General features: G+C 35.9%; 23 protein-coding genes. 16 read left to right on the top strand and 7 right to left on the bottom strand.

The genetic code is table 11. From position 1 onward, the window contains the following. Window positions 1–113 precede the first annotated feature (113 nt). Both CIK00_RS10140 and CIK00_RS10145 read left to right on the top strand, forming a co-directional pair. Window positions 114–1,646: a YjjI family glycine radical enzyme gene (locus tag CIK00_RS10140; protein ID WP_101768754.1), complete on the top strand. Its 1,533-nt coding sequence runs from the start codon at window positions 114–116 to the stop codon at window positions 1,644–1,646. Window positions 1,647–1,662: 16 nt separating this feature from the next. Then, a complete protein-coding gene (locus tag CIK00_RS10145) occupies window positions 1,663–2,535 on the top strand; it encodes a YjjW family glycine radical enzyme activase (protein WP_101768755.1) in 873 nt (290 codons plus the stop codon). Here CIK00_RS10145 and CIK00_RS10150 read toward each other — a convergent pair. Continuing rightward, entirely contained in the window at window positions 2,526–3,461 is a 936-nt protein-coding gene (locus CIK00_RS10150; RefSeq protein ID WP_101768756.1) for a LysR family transcriptional regulator, read from the bottom strand. The genes CIK00_RS10145 and CIK00_RS10150 overlap by 10 nt on opposite strands. Before the next feature lie 90 nt (window positions 3,462–3,551). Beyond that, window positions 3,552–4,205 (bottom strand): GTP cyclohydrolase I FolE, encoded by a 654-nt coding sequence (gene folE / locus CIK00_RS10155; RefSeq protein ID WP_045038241.1) that lies wholly within the window; start codon window positions 4,203–4,205, stop codon window positions 3,552–3,554. 310 nt (window positions 4,206–4,515) lie between these two features. Between folE and moeA the strand changes: the two genes are divergently transcribed. The 3 genes from moeA to CIK00_RS10170 all read left to right on the top strand — a co-directional run bounded on the left by moeA (window position 4,516) and on the right by CIK00_RS10170 (window position 6,894). Next, window positions 4,516–5,751 carry a molybdopterin molybdotransferase MoeA gene (moeA, locus tag CIK00_RS10160; protein WP_101768757.1) on the top strand — a complete coding sequence of 412 codons (1,236 nt, stop codon included), beginning with the start codon at window positions 4,516–4,518 and terminating at the stop codon, window positions 5,749–5,751. A 120-nt stretch (window positions 5,752–5,871) separates the two neighbouring features. Next, window positions 5,872–6,639 (top strand): molybdopterin-synthase adenylyltransferase MoeB, encoded by a 768-nt coding sequence (gene moeB / locus CIK00_RS10165; protein ID WP_101768758.1) that lies wholly within the window; start codon window positions 5,872–5,874, stop codon window positions 6,637–6,639. A 21-nt stretch (window positions 6,640–6,660) separates the two neighbouring features. Further along, a complete protein-coding gene (locus CIK00_RS10170; protein WP_101768759.1) occupies window positions 6,661–6,894 on the top strand; it encodes a glutaredoxin family protein in 234 nt (77 codons plus the stop codon). A 100-nt stretch (window positions 6,895–6,994) separates the two neighbouring features. Here CIK00_RS10170 and CIK00_RS10175 read toward each other — a convergent pair whose 3' ends face one another. Next, window positions 6,995–7,837, bottom strand: coding sequence for a CvfB family protein (locus tag CIK00_RS10175; protein ID WP_101768760.1), 843 nt, complete (start codon window positions 7,835–7,837; stop codon window positions 6,995–6,997). Window positions 7,838–8,163: 326 nt separating this feature from the next. Here CIK00_RS10175 and CIK00_RS10180 point away from each other — a divergent pair, with 326 nt between their 5' ends. Further along, window positions 8,164–9,561, top strand: a complete 1,398-nt coding sequence (locus CIK00_RS10180; RefSeq protein WP_101768761.1) for a hypothetical protein — start codon at window positions 8,164–8,166, stop codon at window positions 9,559–9,561. A gap of 60 nt (window positions 9,562–9,621) precedes the next feature. On the opposite strand, the gene cfa is transcribed toward CIK00_RS10180, so the two are convergent. After that, entirely contained in the window at window positions 9,622–10,764 is a 1,143-nt protein-coding gene (cfa, locus tag CIK00_RS10185; RefSeq protein WP_101768762.1) for a cyclopropane fatty acyl phospholipid synthase, read from the bottom strand. Window positions 10,765–11,145: 381 nt separating this feature from the next. Here cfa and CIK00_RS10190 point away from each other — a divergent pair, with 381 nt between their 5' ends. Continuing rightward, window positions 11,146–12,612 carry a protein adenylyltransferase SelO gene (locus tag CIK00_RS10190; RefSeq protein ID WP_101768763.1) on the top strand — a complete coding sequence of 489 codons (1,467 nt, stop codon included), beginning with the start codon at window positions 11,146–11,148 and terminating at the stop codon, window positions 12,610–12,612. 94 nt (window positions 12,613–12,706) lie between these two features. Here the strand turns inward: CIK00_RS10190 and metC are convergent, their stop codons facing one another. Continuing rightward, window positions 12,707–13,894 (bottom strand): cystathionine beta-lyase, encoded by a 1,188-nt coding sequence (gene metC / locus CIK00_RS10195; RefSeq protein WP_101768764.1) that lies wholly within the window; start codon window positions 13,892–13,894, stop codon window positions 12,707–12,709. Between the two features lie 165 nt (window positions 13,895–14,059). On the opposite strand from metC, the gene CIK00_RS10200 reads away from it, so the two are divergent. The 9 genes from CIK00_RS10200 to CIK00_RS10235 all read left to right on the top strand — a co-directional run bounded on the left by CIK00_RS10200 (window position 14,060) and on the right by CIK00_RS10235 (window position 20,993). Beyond that, window positions 14,060–14,545, top strand: coding sequence for a hypothetical protein (locus CIK00_RS10200; protein ID WP_101768765.1), 486 nt, complete (start codon window positions 14,060–14,062; stop codon window positions 14,543–14,545). 132 nt (window positions 14,546–14,677) lie between these two features. Further along, window positions 14,678–14,926, top strand: a complete 249-nt coding sequence (locus CIK00_RS10205) for a hypothetical protein (protein WP_101768792.1) — start codon at window positions 14,678–14,680, stop codon at window positions 14,924–14,926. Between the two features lie 458 nt (window positions 14,927–15,384). Then, window positions 15,385–15,684, top strand: a complete 300-nt coding sequence (locus CIK00_RS10210; protein WP_101768766.1) for a helix-turn-helix transcriptional regulator — start codon at window positions 15,385–15,387, stop codon at window positions 15,682–15,684. Then, window positions 15,681–15,857, top strand: a complete 177-nt coding sequence (locus CIK00_RS21310) for a hypothetical protein (RefSeq protein ID WP_167388546.1) — start codon at window positions 15,681–15,683, stop codon at window positions 15,855–15,857. The genes CIK00_RS10210 and CIK00_RS21310 overlap by 4 nt, the downstream gene beginning before the upstream one ends. 5 nt (window positions 15,858–15,862) lie before the next feature. Further along, window positions 15,863–16,174: a helix-turn-helix transcriptional regulator gene (locus CIK00_RS21690; protein ID WP_101768767.1), complete on the top strand. Its 312-nt coding sequence runs from the start codon at window positions 15,863–15,865 to the stop codon at window positions 16,172–16,174. A 9-nt stretch (window positions 16,175–16,183) separates the two neighbouring features. Beyond that, a complete protein-coding gene (locus tag CIK00_RS10220) occupies window positions 16,184–16,972 on the top strand; it encodes an EAL domain-containing protein (protein WP_101768768.1) in 789 nt (262 codons plus the stop codon). Window positions 16,973–17,236: 264 nt separating this feature from the next. After that, window positions 17,237–18,853 (top strand): phosphoethanolamine transferase, encoded by a 1,617-nt coding sequence (locus CIK00_RS10225; protein ID WP_233426549.1) that lies wholly within the window; start codon window positions 17,237–17,239, stop codon window positions 18,851–18,853. Between the two features lie 76 nt (window positions 18,854–18,929). Beyond that, window positions 18,930–19,607, top strand: a complete 678-nt coding sequence (locus CIK00_RS10230) for a response regulator transcription factor (protein ID WP_101768769.1) — start codon at window positions 18,930–18,932, stop codon at window positions 19,605–19,607. 9 nt (window positions 19,608–19,616) lie between these two features. Then, window positions 19,617–20,993, top strand: a complete 1,377-nt coding sequence (locus tag CIK00_RS10235) for a sensor histidine kinase (protein ID WP_233426550.1) — start codon at window positions 19,617–19,619, stop codon at window positions 20,991–20,993. Window positions 20,994–21,045: 52 nt separating this feature from the next. Here CIK00_RS10235 and CIK00_RS10240 read toward each other — a convergent pair whose 3' ends face one another. Together CIK00_RS10240 and CIK00_RS10245 are read right to left on the bottom strand one after the other, a co-directional pair. After that, window positions 21,046–23,133 carry a molybdopterin-containing oxidoreductase family protein gene (locus CIK00_RS10240; protein WP_101768771.1) on the bottom strand — a complete coding sequence of 696 codons (2,088 nt, stop codon included), beginning with the start codon at window positions 23,131–23,133 and terminating at the stop codon, window positions 21,046–21,048. Then, window positions 23,133–24,533, bottom strand: a complete 1,401-nt coding sequence (locus CIK00_RS10245; protein ID WP_101768772.1) for a Na+/H+ antiporter NhaC family protein — start codon at window positions 24,531–24,533, stop codon at window positions 23,133–23,135. Before CIK00_RS10245 ends, CIK00_RS10240 begins: the two co-directional genes overlap by 1 nt. Window positions 24,534–24,683 lie beyond the last annotated feature (150 nt).

Here is a 24,683-nt window from a genome sequence, read left to right on the forward strand (position 1 = left end):
TTTCATGGATTTCCATTTAAGAAAAGCAATATTCTTTCTTTTTCACTTCTGGAAACAATAGGTATACGTTAAATTAGCCACATAAAACCTATGGAGATAAGAAGAACATAACAATGACATCACAAACTAAAATTAAAAATATCATTACTGATGCAACGTTAAGTACAAAACAAAAAACATTATTTCTGTCATTAGAGGCCGAAGCACTCGTAGATTATATACCAATATCTACCAATGTTGCAGCGGCAAAAAATGCTGGGATTATTTGTGACATGTTTGAAGGTAATGCTCCTTTCAAGCCTCGATATGTTCTTCCAGATTATGCTAAATTTTTACAGCAAGGTTCAGAATATCTAGAACTGGCACCTGCGACAAATTTAGATGAAGCCATCAACTTACTGACTATTATTTATCATCATGTACCGTCAGTCACTAATATACCCGTTTACCTTGGTCAACTCGATCAAATCTTACTGCCTTTTGTTAGCGACATTAGCGAAGAGGCTCTTTACCGTAAGCTAAAAAACTTCTGGATCATGCTAGATCGCACCCTCCCTGATGCCTTTATGCACGTCAACATTGGCCCAACAGACAACATTGTTTGCCGTCTGATTTTAACTATTGATGCCGAACTTAAACAAGTCACACCTAATTTAACCTTTATGTATGACCCAACAATCACGCCAGAGAGCCTGCTACAACAAGCCTGTAATAATATCTGTGAGTGCAGTAAGCCACATATCGCTAACTATCCAATGTTCTCAGATGCTTTTGGCAAACAAGGATTCGGTATTGTAAGTTGCTATAACTCACTTCCGCTTGCGGGTGGTGCAAACACATTAGTACGTATGAGTTTAAAAGAAGTCGCGCTACGTAGTAATAGCATTGACGACTTTCTAACAGCAACCCTGCCATATTACAGTGCATTGATGTTTGAACTTATTGATGCACGCTCAACTTTCTTACATCAAGAATCAAACTTCTTTGGCGGTTTTTTAACCACCGAAGGTTTAATTTATGAAGATCGATTTGCGCCAATGTTTGGTATTTTCAGTATGGCTGAGGCCGTTAATATACTGATGGAGAAATCAGGTTCAACGGCAAAATATGGCCATAATGAAGATGCGAATGCCATCGGATTAAAAATCAGTGAAACATTAAGTGACATTGTAACAACAACCCCAGTGAAATACGGTTTCAATGGTCGAGCATTATTACACTCGCAAGGGGGTATTAGTTGCGATCACGACGTTACACCAGGCATTCGTATTCCTTACGGCACCGAACCGGATCCAGTGGTTCATATTAAGGCGCTAGCAGCACACCATAAATACTATACATCGGGTATCAGTGAAATTTTAACGATTGAAGAAACTATCAAGAACAATCCACTCGCATTAGTGCAATTATGTAAAGGTGCATTAGCGTTAGGTTTCCGTGAATTTACGGCTAACGTTGCCAGCAATGATCTTGTGCGAGTGACTGGTTACATGGTTAAGTTATCTGATATTGCGAAATTCAAACAACAAGGTTCACGAACAAATACAACCTGGTTAGGAACTGAAGCATCAGAAAACACACATATTCTAGAGCGCCAACCACGTGTTGTTAGCCGTGAAATGTCACCTGTTTACCCATCAAAATAAATGAAGAATACCTACTATGATTTCTGCTACCGTCAGCAAAATATTGAACTACTCATGTGTTGATGGGCCAGGTAATCGTATGGTGCTGTTTTTGCAGGGGTGTAACTACCGCTGCAAAAACTGCCATAATCCACAAACAATTGATATGTGTAATCAATGTGGTGATTGTGTACCAAGCTGCCCAACGCAATCATTGCAACTTATCACACAAAACAATAAACCGTTTGTAGTATGGAATATGACGACCTGTACTGAGTGTGATGCATGCTTAACCACGTGTAATAAACAATCAACACCAAAAACACACCCGTTAACAGTCACTGATACCTTGGAATTGATCAGAGATAACATATTCTTTATTAATGGCATTACAGTAACAGGGGGTGAAGCAACATTACAGTTACCGTATATAATTGCCCTTTTTAAGGCGATTAAATCCGATCCCAGCTTGCAACATCTTAGTTGCATGATCGACAGTAACGGTAGTTTAAGCATTACAGGATGGCAATCAGTCTCCCCTTATCTTGATGGGGCGATGATTGATTTAAAAGCATGGAACAATACCACTCATCGGTGGCTAACCGGCCGTGATAATGACCGAGTATTGGCGAGTATTTCTTGGTTAAGTCAACACCAAAAATTATACGAAGTACGGTTATTGCAAATCCCTGGGATCACCGATTATGAACAATATATCGATGACGTTGCAGCTTACTTAACAACCTTAGGTGATGATATCCGTATAAAACTTAATGCGTTTCAACATCATGGTGTAACAGGTGAATCATTAAACTGGGTAACCTGTAACAAATCCGATATTGAAACATTAGCAATGCAGCTAACCGAACGTAATATCACTAATCTAATTCTGCCAATGGTTTATGTATAACGACCGATTTTATGTCCAACCGTTGTAATTTGCTGATACAGCCACCGCAGCGCAGGATCATTCATGCTTGGTTGATACCACACTAAACTGTACCCTACTTGACCATAATTAAACGGTAGTTCTTTCATGATCAATGATTGTGCTTGCGCTGCCACTTCTGCCCATTTTTTTGAACAAGTAAACAATAACTCAGTTGTTTTACACAGTGTCGCCGCAGCACCAAAATCAGCCACATTCACCATGACTTTCCGCTTACGATGTTGCTGAATAAGCTGTATTTCAAAAAATGGCACACTAAGATCATTATCAACAATACCAATATGATCATACTGTAAATAATCATCAATCGTCAGTGATTGTGTCACTAACGGGTGTTCAGGTGACATTAAACACACCATTTCATCCGTAAATAAGGTTTCCCAAACTAAGTTGTTATCGATATTCGGTGGCTGGCTAAGATCATGAGGCAAAATAATAAAATCCAACACCCCTTTTGCTAAACCACTGACACCAATATTATCTTTAGACCAAATATCTAACCGAATATTCGGTGCAAGTTTTAATATATGTTCACACAAAGGTGCGGCAATTAATTCAAAGGTGCTTTCTCGCATCGACAATGAAAAGCTGCCGGCATAATTAGCAACATCAAACTCTTCCTGAGTCATGATCTGATTCATATCACTGATCATCTGATGCACCATTGGCCCTAAACGACGAGCTAATGGTGTTGAAACTAATCGATTACCATTGCGATAAAATAATTCATCATTCAACGTATCACGCAATTGACTCAATGTTTTACTGACTGACGATGGGCTGACACAAAGTCGTTGTGCGCACGCAGTCACACTGAGAGTATCTAGCATTACATGTAGAGTAATAAGATGCTTCATGCTAATGCGGGATAGCTTAATTAAGTCCATTTATTATCTCTAGGATAAAAATAAAAAATGCCGATCAATAAACTATCGATAGGCATTTATATAACAATCATTTATAGCGGTAAATAATGCTTAACGAATGCCACTTAGAAACTCAGCACGCGTGGCTGGATTTCGTTTGAAAATCCCACCTAAAGCGGTTGTTGTTGTTACGCTAGTTGCATCCATTACACCACGTGATTTAACACAATAGTGGGTAGCATCAATAGTAACCGCAACATCTTCACTTTCAAGTAGTGTTTGTAATGCGACTAGAATTTGTTGCGTTAGACGCTCTTGCACTTGTGGACGCTGAGAAAAGAAGCGCACAATACGATTAATTTTAGATAAACCAATGATCTTACTACGAGGAATATAAGCCACCGTCGCTTTACCATCAATGGTGATTAAATGATGTTCACAGGTACTGGTTAATGTAATGTCTTTTACACGCACCATTTCATCACAGTGCATTTTATTTTCAATCACTGTAATTTTAGGGAAATTGGTGTAGTCCAAACCTGAAAAAATCTCATCAACATACATTTTCGCAATGCGATGTGGTGTTTCCACCAGGCTGTCATCCGTCAGATCTAACGCTAATAACGATAAGATCTCACGCATATGGTATTCAATTTTTTCTTTCTTTTCTTCTCGACTTACAACATCAGCCGTCATCGGGGTTTCTAGATCACGGGCGGCTAAGGCGTCACGTACTTGTATTGCAGATACACTTAATGCTGTCATTCTTTTCCTCCAGCTGACCTAGGTAGAATAAAAAAGACATACCCTTCTGACCTTGCCAGCGCTAAAATCCTTAGCAGAATACCTCCAAATGAGAATAATTTCACCACCAAATTTCTTATGGTCATGCACTTCAAGTGTATTTTAGTATATTCAATCCCTTACAGCGGTACTCAATAAAGGGTAAACTACACATTAATTAGCAATCTGAACAATACTTAGTAAAAAACTCAGTAAAACAGACATTCTCAAACTGAGAATTTTTCAGACCTGCTCACTTTCATTATCATTAATAAATAAAATGGACACGATTATGGGATGCTGCGACGTACCGGGTTTAATGACTGTTGAAACTGCGTTAGATAATATTATGACTCAAGTTTCACCACTAACGACAATCACCACGGTAGCATTAACTGATGCTATGGGTATGGTGCTTGCTGAAGATATTCTTTCCCCTATTAATGTACCGCCTTTTGCTAACTCAGCAATGGATGGCTATGCTCTTCGCGCTGCTGATCTTGAGCATACCGATACTTTAACCATGATTGGTAAGTCATTTGCAGGCATTCCTTTTACTGGCACTTGTGAAGCAGGTCAATGTGTTCGTATTATGACTGGCGCTGAAATTCCTGTTGGTACTGATGTTGTTATCATGCAAGAAGAAACACATGTTGATGGCAATAGCATTCAGTTTACGATCAAGCCAAAAGCAAACGACAACATTCGTCCAGTTGGTGATGATGTCCATTACGGTGAAACAGTTTTAGTAAAAGGTACACGTCTAACTGCACGTGAAATGCCATTACTCGCATCATTAGGCATTGCTTCTTTCGCGGTATATCGTCGTCCTAAAGTGGCTTTTTTCTCAACCGGTGATGAATTACGCCCTGTAGGTGAAACACTTGCAGCGGGTCAAATTTACGATAGCAACCGTTATGGTATGAAAGCGTTATTAGAGAAATTCGGTTGTGATGTGTTGGATCTTGGTATTATTCCTGATTGCCCAGAGAAACTACGCCAAGCCTTTATAACTGCATCAACAGACGCTGATGTTGTGGTTACATCGGGTGGTGTTAGTGTTGGCGAAGCAGATTACACCAAAGATATTTTAGACCAAGAAGGCAAAATTGGTTTCTGGAAGATTGCCATGAAACCGGGCAAGCCATTTGCGTTTGGTACGATTAACAATGCATGGTTCTGTGGTCTTCCTGGTAATCCGGTATCTGCAATGCTGACCCTCTATCAATTAGTGCAGCCTATGCTGGCAAAACTAGCGGGTCATAGCCAATATCAACCCCCTGTTCGTTTACAAGCCAAAGCAACCTCAATGTTTAAAAAACGCCCAGGACGTACTGACTTCCAACGTGGTATTTATAACATTAATAACGATGGTCAATTTGAAGTAACAACAACTGGCAATCAAGGTTCTGGTGCATTTAGTTCAATGCACCATGCCAACTGTTTCGTCGTGCTAGAGCTAGATCGTGGTCGTGTTGAAGCAGGTGAATTAGTAACCATTGAAATGTTTAACCACACCATGTACTAATTAATGATTAATGTCTTAGCTGCTCAGTAATATATAAATAAAGGGCTAATATATTAACCGCTGAGTGTGATCTTAAATAACGTGTGCTCGAATAAATAGCTAATAACGGTAATTTCACTTATGACAACACAACAACACGCCAACGCTGAATTATCAGATCAAGAAATGCTGCGTTATAACCGTCAGATTATTCTGCGCCAATTTGATTTTGAAGGCCAAGAAGCATTAAAAGCATCATCGATGTTAATTTTGGGTGCGGGTGGTTTAGGCTGTGCATCTTCGCAATACCTAGCAGCTGCAGGTGTAGGGAAAATCACCCTGATTGATGATGATAAAGTTGAAATTTCTAATTTACAGCGCCAAGTTTTGCATACTGATGCGACTGTCGGCATGCTCAAAGTTGAATCGGCCAAACAAGCATTAACAGCAATAAACCCTTATTTAACCGTTGAGACTATCGCTAAACGATTAACCGATGAAGAGTTACTACCACTTATTAAACAGCACAACTTAGTGTTGGATTGCTGTGATAACGTTGATACCCGTAACCAGCTAAATCGCTTATGCTTTGAGACTAAAACACCATTAGTTTCTGGTGCGGCTATTCGAATGGAAGGCCAAATAAGTGTTTATAGTTATCGTGATGGAGAGCCTTGCTACCAATGTCTGAGTGCCCTTTTTGGTCAGCAAACATTAACTTGTGTTGAGGCTGGCATTATGTCACCTGTTGTCGGTATTGTTGGCGCAGTACAAGCCATGGAAGCAATAAAAGTGGCCACCAATGTTGGCACGCCATTAACGGGTAAAATCTTGATGCTCGATGCTATGAGCATGAGTTGGCGCGAGATGAAACTAATGCAACAGCCAAGCTGTCCTGTATGTGGCTAATAGAGTAATGAATTAATTATTATGAAACGTATTACCCTATTTACTCAAAAAAATTGCGCGCATTGTAAAGATGCTCAGCAGTATATGAAAACAAAAAGTTATCCATTTCGTTTAGTCGATGTGGCAAGCCCACAAGGTAGAAAAGAATTAAGTCGAACCGGCGCTCGCTCGGTCCCTGTTATAAAAATTGGGGATAGTGTGCTTATGGGCTGGAATATGACCAAATTCGAAAAACTATTGCACGACAACGATTAATATAACCATAATAAAAATGCATAAAAAAACCGACATTCTTAACTATTTCTAGTTAAATGTCGGTTTTTTTTATTTTCACTAATTGTGATATTAGTAGTGATTAATCGTTGTCGTTAAGACGAATACCGTCTTTTTCAATCACAATTAAACCTTTCTTATACAGGCCACCAATCGTCTTTTTAAACGTTGCTTTACTGGTACGGAATACACGGAAAATATCTTCAGGGCTAGATTTATCACTAACAGGAATAAAGCCACCTTTGATTTCTAACGAGGTTAGAATTTTATCCGCTAAATCGTCAACTTTACCTAGACCTACTTTTTGTAGTGATAGGTTAATTTTACCATCTGGACGAATTTCTTGAATATACGCTTTTAGTTGCTTACCAATAAACAGTTTACCGAACGCTTCTGTTTTAAAGAATAAACCCCAATGCTCACCATCAATAACAGCTTTGTAACCAAGTTCTGTTGTTTCAGCGATAAGGACTTGTACTTCTTGACCTACTTTATAATTAGCAGGCGTAAGATCAAGGAAGCGGTTAAACTTAGTTGAGCCAACGATACGGCCAGATGCGCGATCCGTGTAAACACGCACCATCACTTCTTCACCTTCTTCTAAGCGACGACGTTGTTCACTAAATGGAATAAGTAGGTCTTTACGTAAACCCCAATCTGCAAATGCACCAATAGGGGTTGCACCAACAATACGTAATTTAGCAAAACCACCCACTTCAACTAATGGTTCGTCAGTGGTTGCAATCACTTCATCTTCAGAGTCAAAGTAAATGAAAACTTTAAGCTTGTCACCGAGCTTAGTACCTGCTGGCATAGTGTTTTTTGGTAACAAAATATTACCGAAATCATCACCACCATTAAGGAACACACCAAAATCTACTAATTTGATAACTTCTAATGTGTTGTATTGTCCAATTTTAATCATGTATCAGGTACTCTCTCTATAGGCAACAACACGCTTATAGCGCAGTTGGTTCAATATCTCTATCAATCAATTTTTTAGCCGCAATAATTAATTCACTATCACTGACTAGGCAATACGTTATAATGAACGGGTTGCGCTTATGATGTTGGTATTATACGTGATGTTGATATCCTTCGCTCAACCTATCTGCAATTATTTGATGTTTTTTCATCCTATTAGTCTCAATAATTGTGATTTATAAATAATGGACAAAAAAATATTCTCATATAATCTCAATGAAAACTCATTTATGCCATTTAGCATTCGCCTGGGAGGGCTAACTAAAAGTGATTACTGTCGATAAAAAAGATGGGCATAAACTCAAAATATCTCATGTGATTCAAGAAACAACTAATCGACAGCTTGATATGTACATATTTATCCCAGGGGAGCTTGGGTTAAATGCCAATATCATCTCTGAAGAAGAGTTTTATCATAATGCCATTCATGGCAAGCGTACTTATTTCAGTGATATAAACCATTTGCCTTTAGTGCATAGTCGCCTTGCTAGTCGAGGTAAGCTATCTATCGAGCAATATCGTTTAAGTTTGAGTCTCTATGCCTATCAATATGCGTTAGCCTTGGAAAAAACAACGCAGCAATTATTAGGTGATAGCAATGAATCTAAACAAGAAGAGATTGAAGAAGCAGCACAGTTAGCCGTTCGTATTCTAAAACGATTGCGTCGTAACATACCTACAGATAAAAAATTACTTAAATATTATGAGAATATTGATAACTATTTATCCTGGTTTACAGAGCAACGACTGCTACAACTCATCGCCCATTTACCACGAGGTGCTGAATACAATGAAATTAAACCGCAATTATTAGAAATATGTCAAAAAGAAGCCCAGCACCGTACCGATAACAACTATAACTCCGTCAAAGCAATGCAAGACCCAACACGCATGTCGAATAAAATGCGATTATTGCGTCGATTAATTGAATACCCTGTCACCATGAGTGAAAAGACAATCGAGTTAGGTAAAAATACCCGTAAAATTGTCACGGGTGCAGCGGCCGGCATTGTAATGATTTTCGTGACCTTAATACTGATAAAAGCCCGCGGTATGTTGGGTGATATTACCGCCTCATTCATTGTTGTACTTTCTTTTATTTATGCGGCACGTGAAGTCTTTAAAGATGACTTAAAAACCATGCTCTGGCGGTGGATGAGAAAAGGCAAAGCACGTTGGCGAAAGCAATTTTTTGATGCCAATACGGGTAATGTTATTGGACAACAGCTTGAATGGTTAGAATTTATTAGTTATGACAGTTTACCCGAAGTTATTCGTAAAACACGTAAACATAATGTTTCTCACCGTGAAGAAACTATTTTGCATTATAAAAGCACCACCAGAATGTCACCCACTAAATTTTTAAGTGGTTATGAACAAACTCGAGAGTCAATTATTCTTGACCTACGTGCAATTGCGACATTAATGGAAAAAGGTTCACAACGACTCTATCAACTCAAAGATGGTCAAGTAACCAAAGAGTCCGTAGAAAAAAGACACTTAATTAACTTGATCACCAAAGAAACAGATGAAGATAAAACCGTACGAATTCAACGGTGGAAAATTATTATGAGTCGTTCAAAAATTGTCGATATCGAAGTAATTATTACCCCAGAACCTAAAAAATCAAAACCTAAACAACCCATCGATATCACTAACGCGTAATCTACAGCAATGCCCTCATCACGAGGGCATTTTCATTAATCACTCTTTCTAGTTATAACCTTAGTTAGAGCGCACGCACAACGGTAATTCAGCGCCTTTTTTCGTTAATCCAAATTGCCACACATTGAGATCACGACAACGAAATGCGCCCGCACATGACAGTAAATAATAACGCCACATACGATAGAATTTTTCACCATAACGTTCTGAAATTTCTGGCCAATTTTTCTCAAACTTATCGTTCCAGGCGACTAATGTTTTATCATAATCAGGACCGATATTTTGAACATCTTCAATATTAAAGTAATCTTCTGCTGCAGAACCAATTTGAGTCATTGAAGGAACAACGCCATTAGGGAATATATATTTATTTATCCATGCGTCTGTTTCTGTTTTTGAATCTGGACTACCAATAGTATGCAGTAAAAATATACCGTCCTCAGCAAGATAACGGTAAGCAGCTTGAAAGTAATCAGGATAATTATCAGGGCCTACATGCTCCATCATACCGATAGATACTACGCGATCATAAGGCTGTTCTGGTTTATGTAAACGATAATCTTGTACAATAAATCTAACGGGAAGGTTTAAATCATCGGTACGTTGTTGACCCAGTGCGGCTTGTTCTTTTGACAGCGTTAAACCATCGCAAATAACCCCATAATGTTCTGCGGCATAATTCATAAAACTGCCCCAACCACAACCAATATCCAGTAAGCGCATGCCTGATTTAAGCCCCATTTTACGGCACACTAAATCAAGTTTAGCCTCTTGAGCACTATCAAGATCGATTGCATCTTTCCAATACCCACAGGTATATGTCATTCGCTTATCAAGCATTGACTCAAATAAGTCATTACCTAAATCATAATGGAAAGGTACATCCTTAGTAACTCGATCAATACTTTGATGATTAAAAAGGTGTTTTACTTTTGATGCGCCAATTTTTAAACCAACAGCCAATTTAGTTGATAAATCTAGTTTTTCATCAATACGCGCATGTAAAATACGGTTAATCATTTCATCAATTGCGTCACAACTCCACCAGCCATCCATATAACTTTCACCAAAGCCTAATGACCCATCAGTTAATACTCGATCATATAACCGTTCATCATGAACGTGAAGATCCCACGGGCGAGACCCATTAATAATGACATCAGCATGGGATAATAGATTTTCGAAAAACTTTTCATTTGTCATCGCGAATATTCCTTACATAACCATTTGTATGACAAATTGCCTTTAAATAAGGTTAGCGACAAGTTTAATTGTTGAAAAATAAGATTTAATAAATTATTACATACATTATTTAAATATAAATCACTGGAAATATCAACGCAGAAACCCTATAAAATAGTTTCCTATATATAGAACAGCCTTATTTATAATATATTATCAATGAATATCGCATGAATAATAAATATATTTATACCTATTTATTATTTTATTAAATCAGCGGTTAATTTTATAAAAAAGAAAACTTTTATACAATTTAACTAATACCCCTACTTTTCATCTCTTGTTTATTTATCATAACTCGATAAGCTTAAATAACGCTCTTCTTTAGCTATAGGTCTGCCCATGAAAACATTATCAACACTGACATTTGCTAATAGCTATTGTGATCTTCCTGACACTCTTGGGACACGGATTACACCACAGCCTTTAGATAATCCTTTTCTGGTGCATTTTAATCCACTTGTAGCAGAAAAAATTGAGCTTACTTCCATTACCGCACTTGACCCAAGCTTTGTTGATGTCTTTAGCGGTAACGCAACATTGGTAGGATTATCACCTTTAGCAATGAAATATTGTGGACATCAATTTGGTCAATATAATCCCGATCTTGGTGATGGTCGTGGGCTACTGCTTGGTGAAGTTATTACCAGTAACAGCATAAAATGGGATTTACATTTAAAAGGTTCGGGCAAAACACCTTATTCTAGAACGGGTGATGGGCGCGCGGTTTTACGATCATCAATTCGTGAATACCTTGCCAGTGTGGCGATGGAAGGCCTTGGCATTGCAACAACACATGCATTAGCGATTATAGGTAGTGAAACACCTGTTGCACGAGAGAAAATAGAAACAGCCGCCACACTTATTCGCGTTACTGAAAGTCATCTCCGTTTTGGGCATTTTGAATACCTGTTTTATAGTGGCCAACATGCAGAACTGCAACAATTAGCCGATTATGTGATTGAACACCATTTTGCTGAGTTAGCCACAACAGACTCCCCTTACGCTGAGATGTTTAAACAGATCTGTCATCGCACCGCAATAATGATCGCAGCTTGGCAAGCGGTGGGATTTGCACATGGCGTTATGAACACTGACAATATGTCGATACTCGGACTAACATTTGATTATGGTCCATTTGGTTTTCTTGACGATTATGACCCTCATTATATTTGTAATCATTCAGATTATTCTGGCCGTTATGCTTTTGATCAACAACCCTCAATCGCCTTATGGAACTTATCCGCTTTAGGTTACGCTCTTACACCATTGTTAGATAAAACTGAGATAGATCATGGTTTAGAGCATTACCAACACCAGCTACAACAACAATATAGCCATAACATGCGTCAAAAATTAGGATTAACACTAACGAACGATGTCGATAGCGTCTTATTTTCAGATCTGTTTCAATTGTTACAGCAACATCATGTTGACTACAGTTTATTCTTTCGAACATTGTCATATATTACGATGACAGACTTACCTCACAGCTGTTCTTTATTCAGTGAATTATTCCCATGCACTTCAGATCTTAAAAAATGGTTAGATCGTTATCAGCAACGATTATTACTTGAACCTAACGATAACCAACGTTTAGCCGTGATGCAGCAACATAACCCTAAATATATTCTACGTAATTACCTTGCTCAACAAGCCATTGAAAAAGCACAACAAGGTGACTATAAACTCATAGATCAATTAATGACGGTATTAGCCCGCCCCTTTGATGAGCATAAACACGCAGAGGTATTCGCTCAACTACCGCCACATTGGGGTAAGCATCTTGAGATAAGTTGTTCATCATAAAAGACCAACATTGATCATTTAAGATAATAAATATTTAAAATCAATTGATTAAACGCCTTAATATATTGATGCTAAGGCGCTTAATTTATAAAACTTACGCTATACGCATTAACCCTTGCGCAAGATCATCAAGCAGATCATCACAATCTTCTAATCCAATATGAACCCGTATCAATGTACCCTCAAAATCAACCTTACCCGCAGGACGAATACGATTAAGCTCTTCCGGCTGATTAGCTAAAATAAGAGACTCATAGCCGCCCCATGAATATGCCATACTGAAGTGTTTAAAATTATCCAGAAAATCCGCAATCTGCTGACTATCAAGACGTTTTTTTAATACAAAAGAGAATAAACCACAGCTACCATTGAAATCACGTAGGAAAAATTCGTGACCTTTACAACTGGGTAATGCTGGATGATTAACCCGCTCAACTTGAGGATGTTGCGCTAACCATTCTGCAATTTTAATACTGCTCTCATGATGTTGCTTTAAACGCACTCCCATTGTGCGTAAACCGCGAGCCGCAACATAAGCAGTATCAGCATCCACCATTTGACCCATTAAATATGAACGTTCTTGCAATTGATTCCAACAACGGCTATTTGCAACCGCAGTACCTAACATTGCATCAGAATGACCCACTATATATTTGGTGCCAGCTTGAACAGAAATATCCACATCATGATCGAGTGCTTTAAATAACACCCCAGCAGCCCATGTATTATCAACAATGATCACCGCTTCAGGATTAATAGCCCTAACCGCTTTAACAATAGCGGGAATATCTTGCACTTCCATGGTGATTGAACTTGGTGATTCTAAAAACACCACTTTAGTATTAGTCTGCACTTTTTCCGCAATATTAGCGCCAATGAGAGGATCATAATAAGTCGTGTCAACATTAAGTCCTTTTAATACAACATTGCAGAAATCTTGAGTCGGTTCATAAGCCGCGCCGGTCATTAACAGGTGATCACCTGCTTTCACAAACGCTAAAATTGAATTTGCTACCGCTGCCGCACCACAAGGATAAAGATAACATCCAGCACCACCTTCAATTTCAACCATCGCTTGTTGTAATGAGAAATGAGTTAATGTGCCACGACGACCATAAAACAATTCACCATTAGCACGATTGATCGTGGCTTGTTGTTTATCTGCGACAGAATCAAACACTAATGAAGATGCTCGTTGAATAACACTATTTACAGCCCCCAAACCAAATTTCTTTGATCGCCCAGCTGTAATTAATTGAGTATTTATTTTATGACTAGACATGTTACTCCCTCAATGTGTCGTCAGTATGTTATTGAATATTCATTGTATAACATGAATAACCGCATCAAACTAGAAACTAAAAGTTATTAGTTACTACTATTCGTCCATCACAAGCTCACGCTAATAATGTATATTATTTACATTCTAGATTTAGGTAACAGACCAATGAAAAAAATATATCTCGCAATACTGGCCATCGCACTATTTTCTAGTCATGCTTTTGCTGACAGTAATATCTGGTTAAATAGCAACAATAAAAGTATTACGCCAAACACAATAATAAAAAACAATCAAATTTGGTTACCTACCAATCAAACTCAAACACCTAATTTCATTATTTTTCATCAAATGGATCAGAATAAGATCACTCAAGCATTAACGAATAATCAAGGTGTTGTAATCGTTAAAAACAATCAACTATGGATTAATGAAATTAGCACTCAACCCCCATTTGCAATCTTACGCAGTGGTAATCAAATTTGGCTACAAGATAATCATGGCACCGTTGCCAATGCCATCATTAAACAAGATGGTACTTTATGGTTATCCACCAATCACAGTACAATTGCAAATGCCTATATTGAAGGCAATAATCAACGTCAAGATGGTTTTATTATTGCAGCACTACTGTTATCTCAGCAATTACGATGATGTGAGCTAACTAAATAATCGATCATCAACGTGGTTTCTAATAAACATCATCACAATTAGGCTAGTGTAATTGGTCGTTTTTCCTTAAAATACGTTATCGCAACATGTCATCACGTAAAGAGTATAGATATGATTAATAATGAACTAAGTGTTATCGATAACCTTGAAGAACTAGAAGCCTTTTTACTTTCAGTTGAAAACGGTGGCCTTGGCTTACAAAGTGTCGAAGGTATCGGTATGGCAACTAACAACACAGATGGTCGTCACTTTGTTGCTGTTTTTAATAACCAACAACAGCTTATTTACGGACGCTGGGTGAGCGATGCTGTATTTGAAAACGGCAAAGAATTAGTCAGCAAAGGTCCTCGCCGTACACATTAATGAATATGATCATCTCTCACTGATATACAAAAAACGCTTGGTCAATAATGACAGGCGTTTTTTCATACAAATTTTCTACTTATACCAAAAAATCGATAATATCTGATCTGCAATAAATAACAGAAAACATAATAACCTTAATATCATTTAATATAGCGCTTTCATATACTGATAGATAACGATCATTCTTATTATAATATATTAAGAACACATAACTAAAACAGATGGGAAACATACATAAATATTTATTAAAAATGACAATTAATTCAAATAATCATTAAATTATGCAATCTAATACCGCTCCAACATATACTAATAAGGAATTTAAAATCGCTTGAGCTATTATCTTTCCCATGTACTACTTTTAATACAAAAACAAAAAATATCTATTATTTTATTAAAAAAAACATAACCATATTGTAGAATACAAGAATAGTCTTCTAACCAATAATCTTAAAATGAATATAATCATACTAAGGCTTAGATATTCATTAAAACTATCACAAAATGATATGGCTTTGATTTTAGGAATTTCAAGAAGTACTTTAATTAGAATTGAACGCGGAGATATATCGCCTAAAGCAGATATCATTACAAAACTATCTATTTTATCAGGGGAAAAAATTAGTTATTTTTATTATTCTGAAGATAAACATATAAAAAAGATACAAAATATCATTGCTAAAAATAACATCAACGATGACACTTTATCGTTATTAATCAATCAAATAGAAAAAAATATTAGTGATACTTTATGATAGAAAAACATTATGAAAAAAATTTAATTGCTGTAAAAATAATGAGGCATTTTATACAACAAAAAATATTAAATGGTGACTTATCAGATGTAGAACACTTTATAGAGTTATACCATTTAAAAATTAAAGAATTATCAATGCTTATTACCTTAAAAAACGGAAGTGACTTTTAATTTTCATGCATCATAAAATAAAGATAGCCAGAATAGAATCAAAGATATCACAAATAGAAATGTCTGATTTATTAAACATATCAAGACAATCTTATATTGATATTGAAAATGGATCTCGAACACCTCGTTCTGATTTATTATTTAATATCTCATTGATAACTAACAAAAATATTACTTTTTTCTATAATGAATCCCACTCAATAATATTAGACAGATTTATTTTATTATTTCAAGGAAAAACAGAAAAAGAAAAGGATCAATACATTACATTATTAGAATCACTCATAGAAAAAAACAAACATAATCATTTATCTTAATGGTCAAATATGAACAGCATTGTAATTAAAAAAACACAAATAGCCAATGCGATTTCAATGGATGAGATCCAACCTTTTATACAACCAATAGTTAATAGAAACAAAAACTTAATTGGATTTGAGGTTCTTGCTCGATGGATTGTATCTGAATATGAAACCCGATTACCATTACAATTTATACCAATAATAAAAGATGACAAACAGCTATCTGAAAGTTTAACTATTAGCTTATTGCAACAATTAATTACACATTTCTCATCACATAAAAACAACAATATATTTATATCTATAAATATATATAGTCATAGTTTAACGACTTTGGTTATTAATTTGTTAATTAAACTAAATAAGTACATAAATGTTGTTATTGAAATATTGGAAGATGACGATATAAATAACCGTAATGAATTTAAAATAATATTACATTATCTAAAAAGTAAAGGTATAAAAATAGCTCTCGATGATTTTGGTTGTGGTAACAATATCAATGACCGATTATTTGATTATCCTTTTGATTACGTTAAAATTGATAAATTATTTATTAGTGATATTGACATACATAGTGACAAACTGAAATCACTAAAAGCAATGATGAAAATAATACATTATTTTAACTTACCCATTATTGCTGAAGGTGTAGAGAATGAGCACGTTTTTAATGTCTTAACAATGTTAAACATCGAAATGTATCAGGGATATCTATTTTCTAAACCTATACCTCTAAGTGATCAACAATACCAATCAATTTCACTAATAAAGGACAACAAGGCATCACAAATCTTAAAAAGAATAATTTAAAATAAAATATACCTTTATAGTAATTTTAATCCTTTTGAGTACAACTCGTTAAAGCAGCTCACTATCATTACATAATATTAATAATGCATAATGTATAAATAAAACTTTTACCTATGATAATAAAAAATGAGAAGTGATGTTAATGGCATATATCTAGATAACAATACAATAACTACTATTTTATGCTACCAATAGAGATTCTTAAGTAAGTCTTAAGTTACGTGTAGATAATAGTGATATTCGTTAGTAGTTAAAGAGTAAACAATGCGTAAGATTTTCCACTTAAAGATGACCAGCTTCATTGTATGGCTATCTCTTTATTTTTCCCTTTGCTTTAATTTCCCAACATTAGCGAAAATATTTTCGCTTAGTCATGACGTCTCTAATCCAATTTTTCCCTATACTGCCCCCATTGTTTTAATCGCTGCTTTTATTATTATTTTTAGCTGTTTATGCTGGCCTTATATCTTCAAAACCATCATGATTTTCTTAACGATAACATCATCAATGGCTTTGTTTGCTGAAGTGAATTACCACACTTTATTTGATAATGCCATTATTGAAAGTATCTTCCAAACACGCTCAGATGAAGCATGGTCGTATGTTAATTTACACTCTATAACCTATATCATCGTATTTGGTTTACTACCCAGTATTTGGATCGCTTGTGTAAAAATAACCAAGCGTAAAACCTTTTTAAAAGAAATCATTGCTCGAATTATTCTTATTGGCATAGCAATGACAGTATTACTTATTATCGCACTCACTAACTATAAAAGTTATGCCGCAGTAGGTCGTAATAACCATTATTTAAATAGAATGATCATTCCAGGCCATGTTTACGCTGGTGGAAAATACTTATACAAAGAGTTTATTTACAAGCCTCTACCCTACAAAAAGCAAGGCTTAGATGCAAAACTACTGCCAACTAAAAATCATAAACCAACGTTATTTGTTATGGTGTTAGGTGAAACTGCTCGTACTTATGACTACGCTTACAACGGCTATAAACGAGAGACTAACCCTTACACTAAAAACGAAGGTATTATTTCATTTAAAAATGTTGAATCTTGCGGTACTTATACAGCACTATCTGTTCCTTGCATGTTCTCTAATTTGACACGCGCTCACTACAATCAAGATCGCGCTTACAGTCAAGATAATGCCGTTGATATTATCCATCGCGCTGGCGCTGAAGTATTATGGATTGATAATGATGGTGGTTCAAAAGGCGTTGCCGCTAGAGTACCGTATGTAACGACTGACACGTCACAACACAATCAATACTGTGATGGAACAAGTTGTTACGATGGCGTAATGCTAAAGAAAGCTGCTGATTTTATTAATAAAGATGATAAGAACAAATTATTAGTCTTACACTTAATTGGTAGCCATGGTCCAACGTATTTCCAACGTTATCCAAAACAGTTTGATCGATTTAAACCGTCTTGTAACCGTAGTGATATTGAAAACTGTACTGACCAAGAAATTAAAAACGTTTATGACAACACGATTCTCTATACCGACTATGTCGATGAACAAGTTATTAAGCTCTTGAAGAAAAATGAAGGGAAATACAATGTAGCAATGCTATATATGTCAGACCATGGTGAATCTCTTGGTGAAAATGGTTTTTATCTACATGGTGCACCTTACCCAATCGCACCGAAAGAACAAAAACATGTACCATGGTTACTGTGGATCCCAACCCAATATGCTCAACAAAAAGGCATTAACCTTAGTTGCCTAAGAAGCAAAGAAGACATTGGCCACTTATCACACGATAATTTGTTCCATAGTTTATTAGGGCTTTATGGCGTTCAGTCTAAGGTGATCAATCCTACACTTGATATTAGCGCAAGCTGTCGAGTTCCATCTTAAACGACTAAGATAACAGTATAATTTAATGTATACTTATACATCTCGTATAGGTATACATTTTAAATTTGAGTATATAATGAAGCTCTTGATCATCGAAGATTCATCCGCATTACGTCGTAGTTTAGTTGTAGGATTCAATAACTTAGGTATAACAACGGATGAAGCAAGTAATGGTACTGATGGGCTCAGCTTAGCACTCAATAATCCCTACGATATTATTATTCTAGATCTCATGCTGCCAGGTATTGACGGGATGGATATCCTAAAACAACTCAGAAAATCAGCAATACAAACGCGGATAATTATTCTTTCCGCTAAGAACCAACGCCAAGATCGCATTGATGGTCTAATCCAAGGTGCTGATGATTATCTTACCAAACCCTTTTCTTTTGATGAGTTACACGCCAGAATCCTTGCTATCTCCCGCCGTGGTTTAATTAATAACTTCACAAACACCATTACTATTAATGGTTTTATATTAGATTCAAATAAAATGACACTGCGTTATGAAACAACCGATATCGAATTAACACCAAATGAATTTAAAATAGTTGAATATATTTTCAATCATAAAGATCAAATTATGAGCACATCAATGATCAGCGATAATATTGCTAATAATTTTGATTATATATCTAAAAATACTATTGAAGCGCATATATCTACAATACGAAAAAAAATAAAATTGAAAATGATCACTGCAACCTTTCCAATTAAAAATAAACGTGGTTTTGGCTATTATAGTGAAGGGTAAATAATAATAATGAAAACGCGCTCAATAAAAAGAAACCTCATTAATTCTATTTCAGCTATTTTTGGCTTATTTATTATCATTGTGTTTACCTTTGTTGATGTCAGTGTTGATGATTGGGCTCAGCAACAGTTCAAATTTGAACTACAAGAAAAAACGAATCAAATTAAAACATCAACTCATGAGAATACGGCATCGACCAGTGATAACTCAAATAACCATTATGTTTATCAAATATGGAAAAATAATCAAACAATTAAACGTTCAGCATCTCTTCACCCCTATCCTGAACTAGATTTACTGCATACTAAAATCCCCATTAATTCTTATAAACTCGTTAATGTAACAATGCCGAATAATGAGCCTGGACAAGCGCTGCTATCTTCATATATTCATAGAAATAAAGATGGATCAAGTGACTATATGTATATTACGGTCTCAACATCAACCAAAAGTCTTGATCGTATGACAGGACTATTAGATATATTACTTATCGGCAGTTTTTTATTCTCAATGATCATCATGCGTATTGTAGCTAAAAAAATTGTTCAGAAAGGTTTATATCCTTTAGAATCCTTAAATAGACAAATTAAAAAATTCAACAACAATAACACTTATTCAAATAACGATTTTGCATTTTATGAACATAAATCTTATTCAGAAATAGATTTAATCATCAAAGAATTAAATAACTTTCTTACGAACAACAGAAATAATATTGAAAATGAAAAGCGGATCACATCTGATATTGCACATGAAATAAAAACCCCGATTGCAGAGCTGATTACGTTAACTGAAGTCCACCAGCGCTTTCCTAATGATGCCAGATTAGCAGAAACATTTACTGATGATATTTTACAGATATCCAATAGAATGCGAGTTATTGTTGAAAATTTATTATTACTTCAGCGAACATCATCAACGATTGAACTCTACAAAGAACCGATTGATATCACCTTATTACTAAATAGCATTCAGCATGAACTTACGTTTAAATATCAAGATATTGTAAATAGAATACAGCTTAAAGCACACTTAGATACAGTGATTATTGCCGATAACTTTAGCCTAAAAACAATCTTAACTAACCTTATTGATAATGCTTTATTTTACAGCCCACCCGCCTCTACCATTCAAATAAATGTGCTTAATAATACGCACAATATCATTATCGAAGTGATAAATATTGCGACGATCAACTACTCAGAAACTGAAATTAAAAAGTTAATTCAACCTTTATATCAATATGATAGTTCAAGATCAGATGATAACCACTACGGTTTAGGACTATCGATTATTAATAATATTTGTAAGATTAATCAATACCCATTGTCGATCACACAAACAATAACGGGTGATTTTACGGTTACAGTATCTATTGCTCAATAAAGAGAATAAAACCACACCTTATCAATTAAAAATAAGATGTGGTTTTCTCTATTTAGATCGTCGACAATTCGATATTAGTCGCTTTATATATACGACAAGGCAAGCCATTAATATAAAAACTACCTATATCTGAATGAGTACCGGTATCTGTACTCGTTAATACATTATAATTTGATATAAAAGCACCTGATAATTGCTTACTTTTCATTTCAGGAAACCACCAACTCAAATCCGCAATAATGGTATCAATATTTAAATTATCATCAAATTTAACTCGTTGATAAATAATCTTGTCTGGCGCAGTTTCTATTGCCGCAATATCACCCTCTTTTAAGTGCTCCTTTTCCCCTAACGATGAATGAATTTTCACAATAGGCAAAGGATGCCTCGCTCTTAATGATGATATTTGACGTCCATGAGAAAACATATAATGTCGAGATTTAGCCGTAGTGACTCTTAATGGATAGCGATCTGTTACGGATAAATTAGGTCTATATACGGGAATAGGATCCAAGGTTAATTCATGCAATTTTTGGCTATATAATTCAACTTTCCCTGAGGGCGTATCAAAACCTACCGATAAATAAGATAATATCTGTTGGTTCTCAACAGCTGCAAGAATGCTTGTTTGTGCTTTTAATTGCATTAAATCAATATTAACGGGTGATAACGCTGATTTCCAAAAATCATTGTCATTATAAACAGGCATGATCCCCATTGCGTGACCAATTTCGGCAATAATTTGATGATCAGGCTTTGCATCACCAATCTGCTGTAATGACGCCTGATAATGAATCGATCCATCTTGTCCTTGAGTCACACCGGCATACTCAAAAAAACTGGCAGCGGGCAATACGATATCCGCCATCATGGCTGTTGGCGTCATAAATAATTCAGATACCACTAAAAAATCAAGTTGCTCAAAAGCGTGTTTAACTTTATTGCTATCAGGCCAACTGGTCATTGGATTAGTACCAACAATCAACCCTGCTTTTATCGAATAAGGCTGACCTGTTAACATCGCATCCATTAAGCCCTGACTGGTGGCTCTGAAATACTCAGGGATCGGTGGCGATCCAACACTGTGCTGTCTGATCGTTAGCGATAATTGATCAACATCTTGTGGATCATAAGGCCACCTGCCATTAACTAATGATTTGCCTTGGGGTTTTGATTGTCCGCCTTGAATTTCAATATTACCGGATAACGCCATTAATATTGCAATAGCCCGATTAACTTGAAAACTATCCGGATTATGGTCAAGCGCATTACCTGTTATTATTACCGCAGATTTAGCGTTGATGTATTGCTGTGTAATATCAGTGATCATCTCAATGGATAATTGACACTCATTAGCAAGATACGATAAATCTAATTGATCAATATGGCTTTGTAATGCTGAAAATCCATAACAAAAATCAGCAACAAATGCGGTGTCATACCACGCTTTATCGATAATAATTTTAATCATTGTCATCGCTAACGCAAGATCAGATCCTGGCACCAGTGGTAACCAATAATTTGCATTTTTAGCATGATGCGTTTGTTGAGGATCAACACAAATCGTTGTAGCGCCATGCTCTATTGCATGGTTAATAGCCCGCATTTCAGTAAAACGGGTATTATGCTTATTAACACCCCAAAATATAATACAATCAGTATGTTGATTAATATCAGCACCCGGATTATAGCCTAGCGTATATTCTTTACCGTATTTTGATGGTGCCCAACAGACTGTTTCAGGACCATGAATATTAGCGCTATTAGCAGCATTGGCTAATTTCAATAACTGAGTATTAATAAAATCTTTTGAGTAGCCGTAACTAAAAAATAAGCTATTGTCACCAAACGTATTTTGAGTGTGATTAAACTTTAAAGCAATTTCATCAAGCGCTTGCTGCCAACTGATCGTTATCCATTGATCTTCACCACGCTTACCTGTGCGCTTTAATGGTTGAGTTAAGCGTTCAGGATGAAGCATAATATCAATAGCATGAAGCCCTTTTTTACATAATGCGCCATGCGTAACGGGATCGCGTTTATCGCCTTTTATTGAGTATTGATTATGCTCATTATAATGAACATTAATACGGCAACCAGTACTGCATAATCCACATGTTATAGTTATAACATTGTTCATTATACATTCTCTGATAAGGTTGGAATTAATACTGTTTTACCAATAGCAACAGACATCAAAGTAATTAAAGGAACAAGCCACACATATACCGCATAAGGCGCATATACAAAGGGACTAACACCTAATGTTGCCGTCATAAATGCCCCTGCCGTTGTCCATGGAATCAACATACCAGAGGTCATTGCGCCTTCATTAAGTAATCGGCTTAACATATGTGGGGATAAACCGCGTTCAGCATACACTTCTTTATAAAGTGAACCATTTAAAATCATTGAGATATAAACTTCACTGGTTGCCATATTACCAAGTACACAGGTAAAAAGCGTGGTTGCAACCAAACTAAAAGTAGAACGAATATGCGGTAAAATACGTTTTAATAATACGCGAAGAAAACCAATATGCTGTAATAACCCACCCATACCTAATGCAATAAAAGCTAAAGAGAAAGTCCACATCATACTTTGGATCCCACCACGAATAAGTAATTTATCGAGAAGAGGATCGCCAGATGGAATTTGATACCCCATATTTAAGGATGAGAATATTTGATTTAATGGTTGGCTCTGAATAATTACCGCAATGATCGCACCACAAAAAATACCACAAAATAAGGCTATCTGTGAGGGTACTTTAAATAAAGTCATTCCCAATGTGATTATTATTGGTAATAAAACAATGGGAGTAATCTGAAAAATATGGCTAATTGTATTTTGTAATTCGACAATATGATTTACGCTCGTTGTCCCCATTCCAATATAGTAATTACCCATAAAGTAATAGATAACTGTCGCGATAATCACTGTCGGTAAGCCAACAATAGAAAGTGATTTAAGATGGTCTTGTACTTGGCTACCAACAGTGGCTGATGCCAGTATAGTGACGTCTGAAACAGGTGATAAATTCACCCCGAAAACCCCACCAGAAATGATCATACCGGCGATAACAGGCAAAGGAAATCCTAAGCTTAACCCCATACCAATTAACGCAACGCCAATCGTAGAGGCTGCGCCCCAATTCGTGCCTGTCGCATAAGTGATTGCACAACAAACTAAAAATCCTGCGGGTAAGAAATACGCAGCGGAAACAAAATTAAGACCATAATAAATTAAGGCAGGAATAGTGCCGGATAAAATCCAAACACCAATGATCATACCAATAAGAATAAAAGCAAACATTGCGCCTGTTGCTTCTTTTAAACTATCACCAATAAGATCTATTTGTTTAGTGAGACCATAACCACAACGATAACTAAATAGCATCGTAAGAACAACGGTACAAATTAATAAGATATGCACATCAAGGCGTGCATATAATATTCCAGCCATTAATATAAGAGTAATCATACTTAATAAAAAAGATGATTCTGTGACAGTTGGTAATCGGGGTGTATCTGACAGCATGGTTTAATTCCCATGGTACATGAAAGTGAGCGAATAATTATACAGATTAAATGTACTCTGTATTGGAATATAACATTCATAAACATGCAATATATTTAGATAATCAATCATTTATAACATCAGAACTACTGTCGATTACATTTAGTGCAT

The organism is Photobacterium carnosum, assembly GCF_002849605.1.
Classification (GTDB): Bacteria; Pseudomonadota; Gammaproteobacteria; order Enterobacterales; family Vibrionaceae; genus Photobacterium; species Photobacterium carnosum.

Excerpts from the sequence above, each read along its gene's own strand:
- CIK00_RS10240 (WP_101768771.1), bottom strand. The coding sequence starts at position 23,133 with ATGAACAATGTTATAACTATAACATGTGGATTATGCAGTACTGGTTGC.
- CIK00_RS10245 (WP_101768772.1), bottom strand. The coding sequence starts at position 24,533 with ATGCTGTCAGATACACCCCGATTACCAACTGTCACAGAATCATCTTTT.
- CIK00_RS10230 (WP_101768769.1), top strand. The coding sequence starts at position 18,930 with ATGAAGCTCTTGATCATCGAAGATTCATCCGCATTACGTCGTAGTTTA.
- moeA (WP_101768757.1), top strand. The coding sequence starts at position 4,516 with ATGGGATGCTGCGACGTACCGGGTTTAATGACTGTTGAAACTGCGTTA.
- CIK00_RS10150 (WP_101768756.1), bottom strand. The coding sequence starts at position 3,461 with ATGGACTTAATTAAGCTATCCCGCATTAGCATGAAGCATCTTATTACT.
- CIK00_RS21690 (WP_101768767.1), top strand. The coding sequence starts at position 15,863 with ATGCATCATAAAATAAAGATAGCCAGAATAGAATCAAAGATATCACAA.
- cfa (WP_101768762.1), bottom strand. The coding sequence starts at position 10,764 with ATGACAAATGAAAAGTTTTTCGAAAATCTATTATCCCATGCTGATGTC.
- CIK00_RS10210 (WP_101768766.1), top strand. The coding sequence starts at position 15,385 with ATGAATATAATCATACTAAGGCTTAGATATTCATTAAAACTATCACAA.
- CIK00_RS10225 (WP_233426549.1), top strand. The coding sequence starts at position 17,237 with ATGCGTAAGATTTTCCACTTAAAGATGACCAGCTTCATTGTATGGCTA.
- metC (WP_101768764.1), bottom strand. The coding sequence starts at position 13,894 with ATGTCTAGTCATAAAATAAATACTCAATTAATTACAGCTGGGCGATCA.
- CIK00_RS10145 (WP_101768755.1), top strand. The coding sequence starts at position 1,663 with ATGATTTCTGCTACCGTCAGCAAAATATTGAACTACTCATGTGTTGAT.
- folE (WP_045038241.1), bottom strand. The coding sequence starts at position 4,205 with ATGACAGCATTAAGTGTATCTGCAATACAAGTACGTGACGCCTTAGCC.
- moeB (WP_101768758.1), top strand. The coding sequence starts at position 5,872 with ATGACAACACAACAACACGCCAACGCTGAATTATCAGATCAAGAAATG.
- CIK00_RS10220 (WP_101768768.1), top strand. The coding sequence starts at position 16,184 with ATGAACAGCATTGTAATTAAAAAAACACAAATAGCCAATGCGATTTCA.
- CIK00_RS21310 (WP_167388546.1), top strand. The coding sequence starts at position 15,681 with ATGATAGAAAAACATTATGAAAAAAATTTAATTGCTGTAAAAATAATG.
- CIK00_RS10235 (WP_233426550.1), top strand. The coding sequence starts at position 19,617 with ATGAAAACGCGCTCAATAAAAAGAAACCTCATTAATTCTATTTCAGCT.
- CIK00_RS10140 (WP_101768754.1), top strand. The coding sequence starts at position 114 with ATGACATCACAAACTAAAATTAAAAATATCATTACTGATGCAACGTTA.
- CIK00_RS10190 (WP_101768763.1), top strand. The coding sequence starts at position 11,146 with ATGAAAACATTATCAACACTGACATTTGCTAATAGCTATTGTGATCTT.
- CIK00_RS10200 (WP_101768765.1), top strand. The coding sequence starts at position 14,060 with ATGAAAAAAATATATCTCGCAATACTGGCCATCGCACTATTTTCTAGT.
- CIK00_RS10170 (WP_101768759.1), top strand. The coding sequence starts at position 6,661 with ATGAAACGTATTACCCTATTTACTCAAAAAAATTGCGCGCATTGTAAA.
- CIK00_RS10175 (WP_101768760.1), bottom strand. The coding sequence starts at position 7,837 with ATGATTAAAATTGGACAATACAACACATTAGAAGTTATCAAATTAGTA.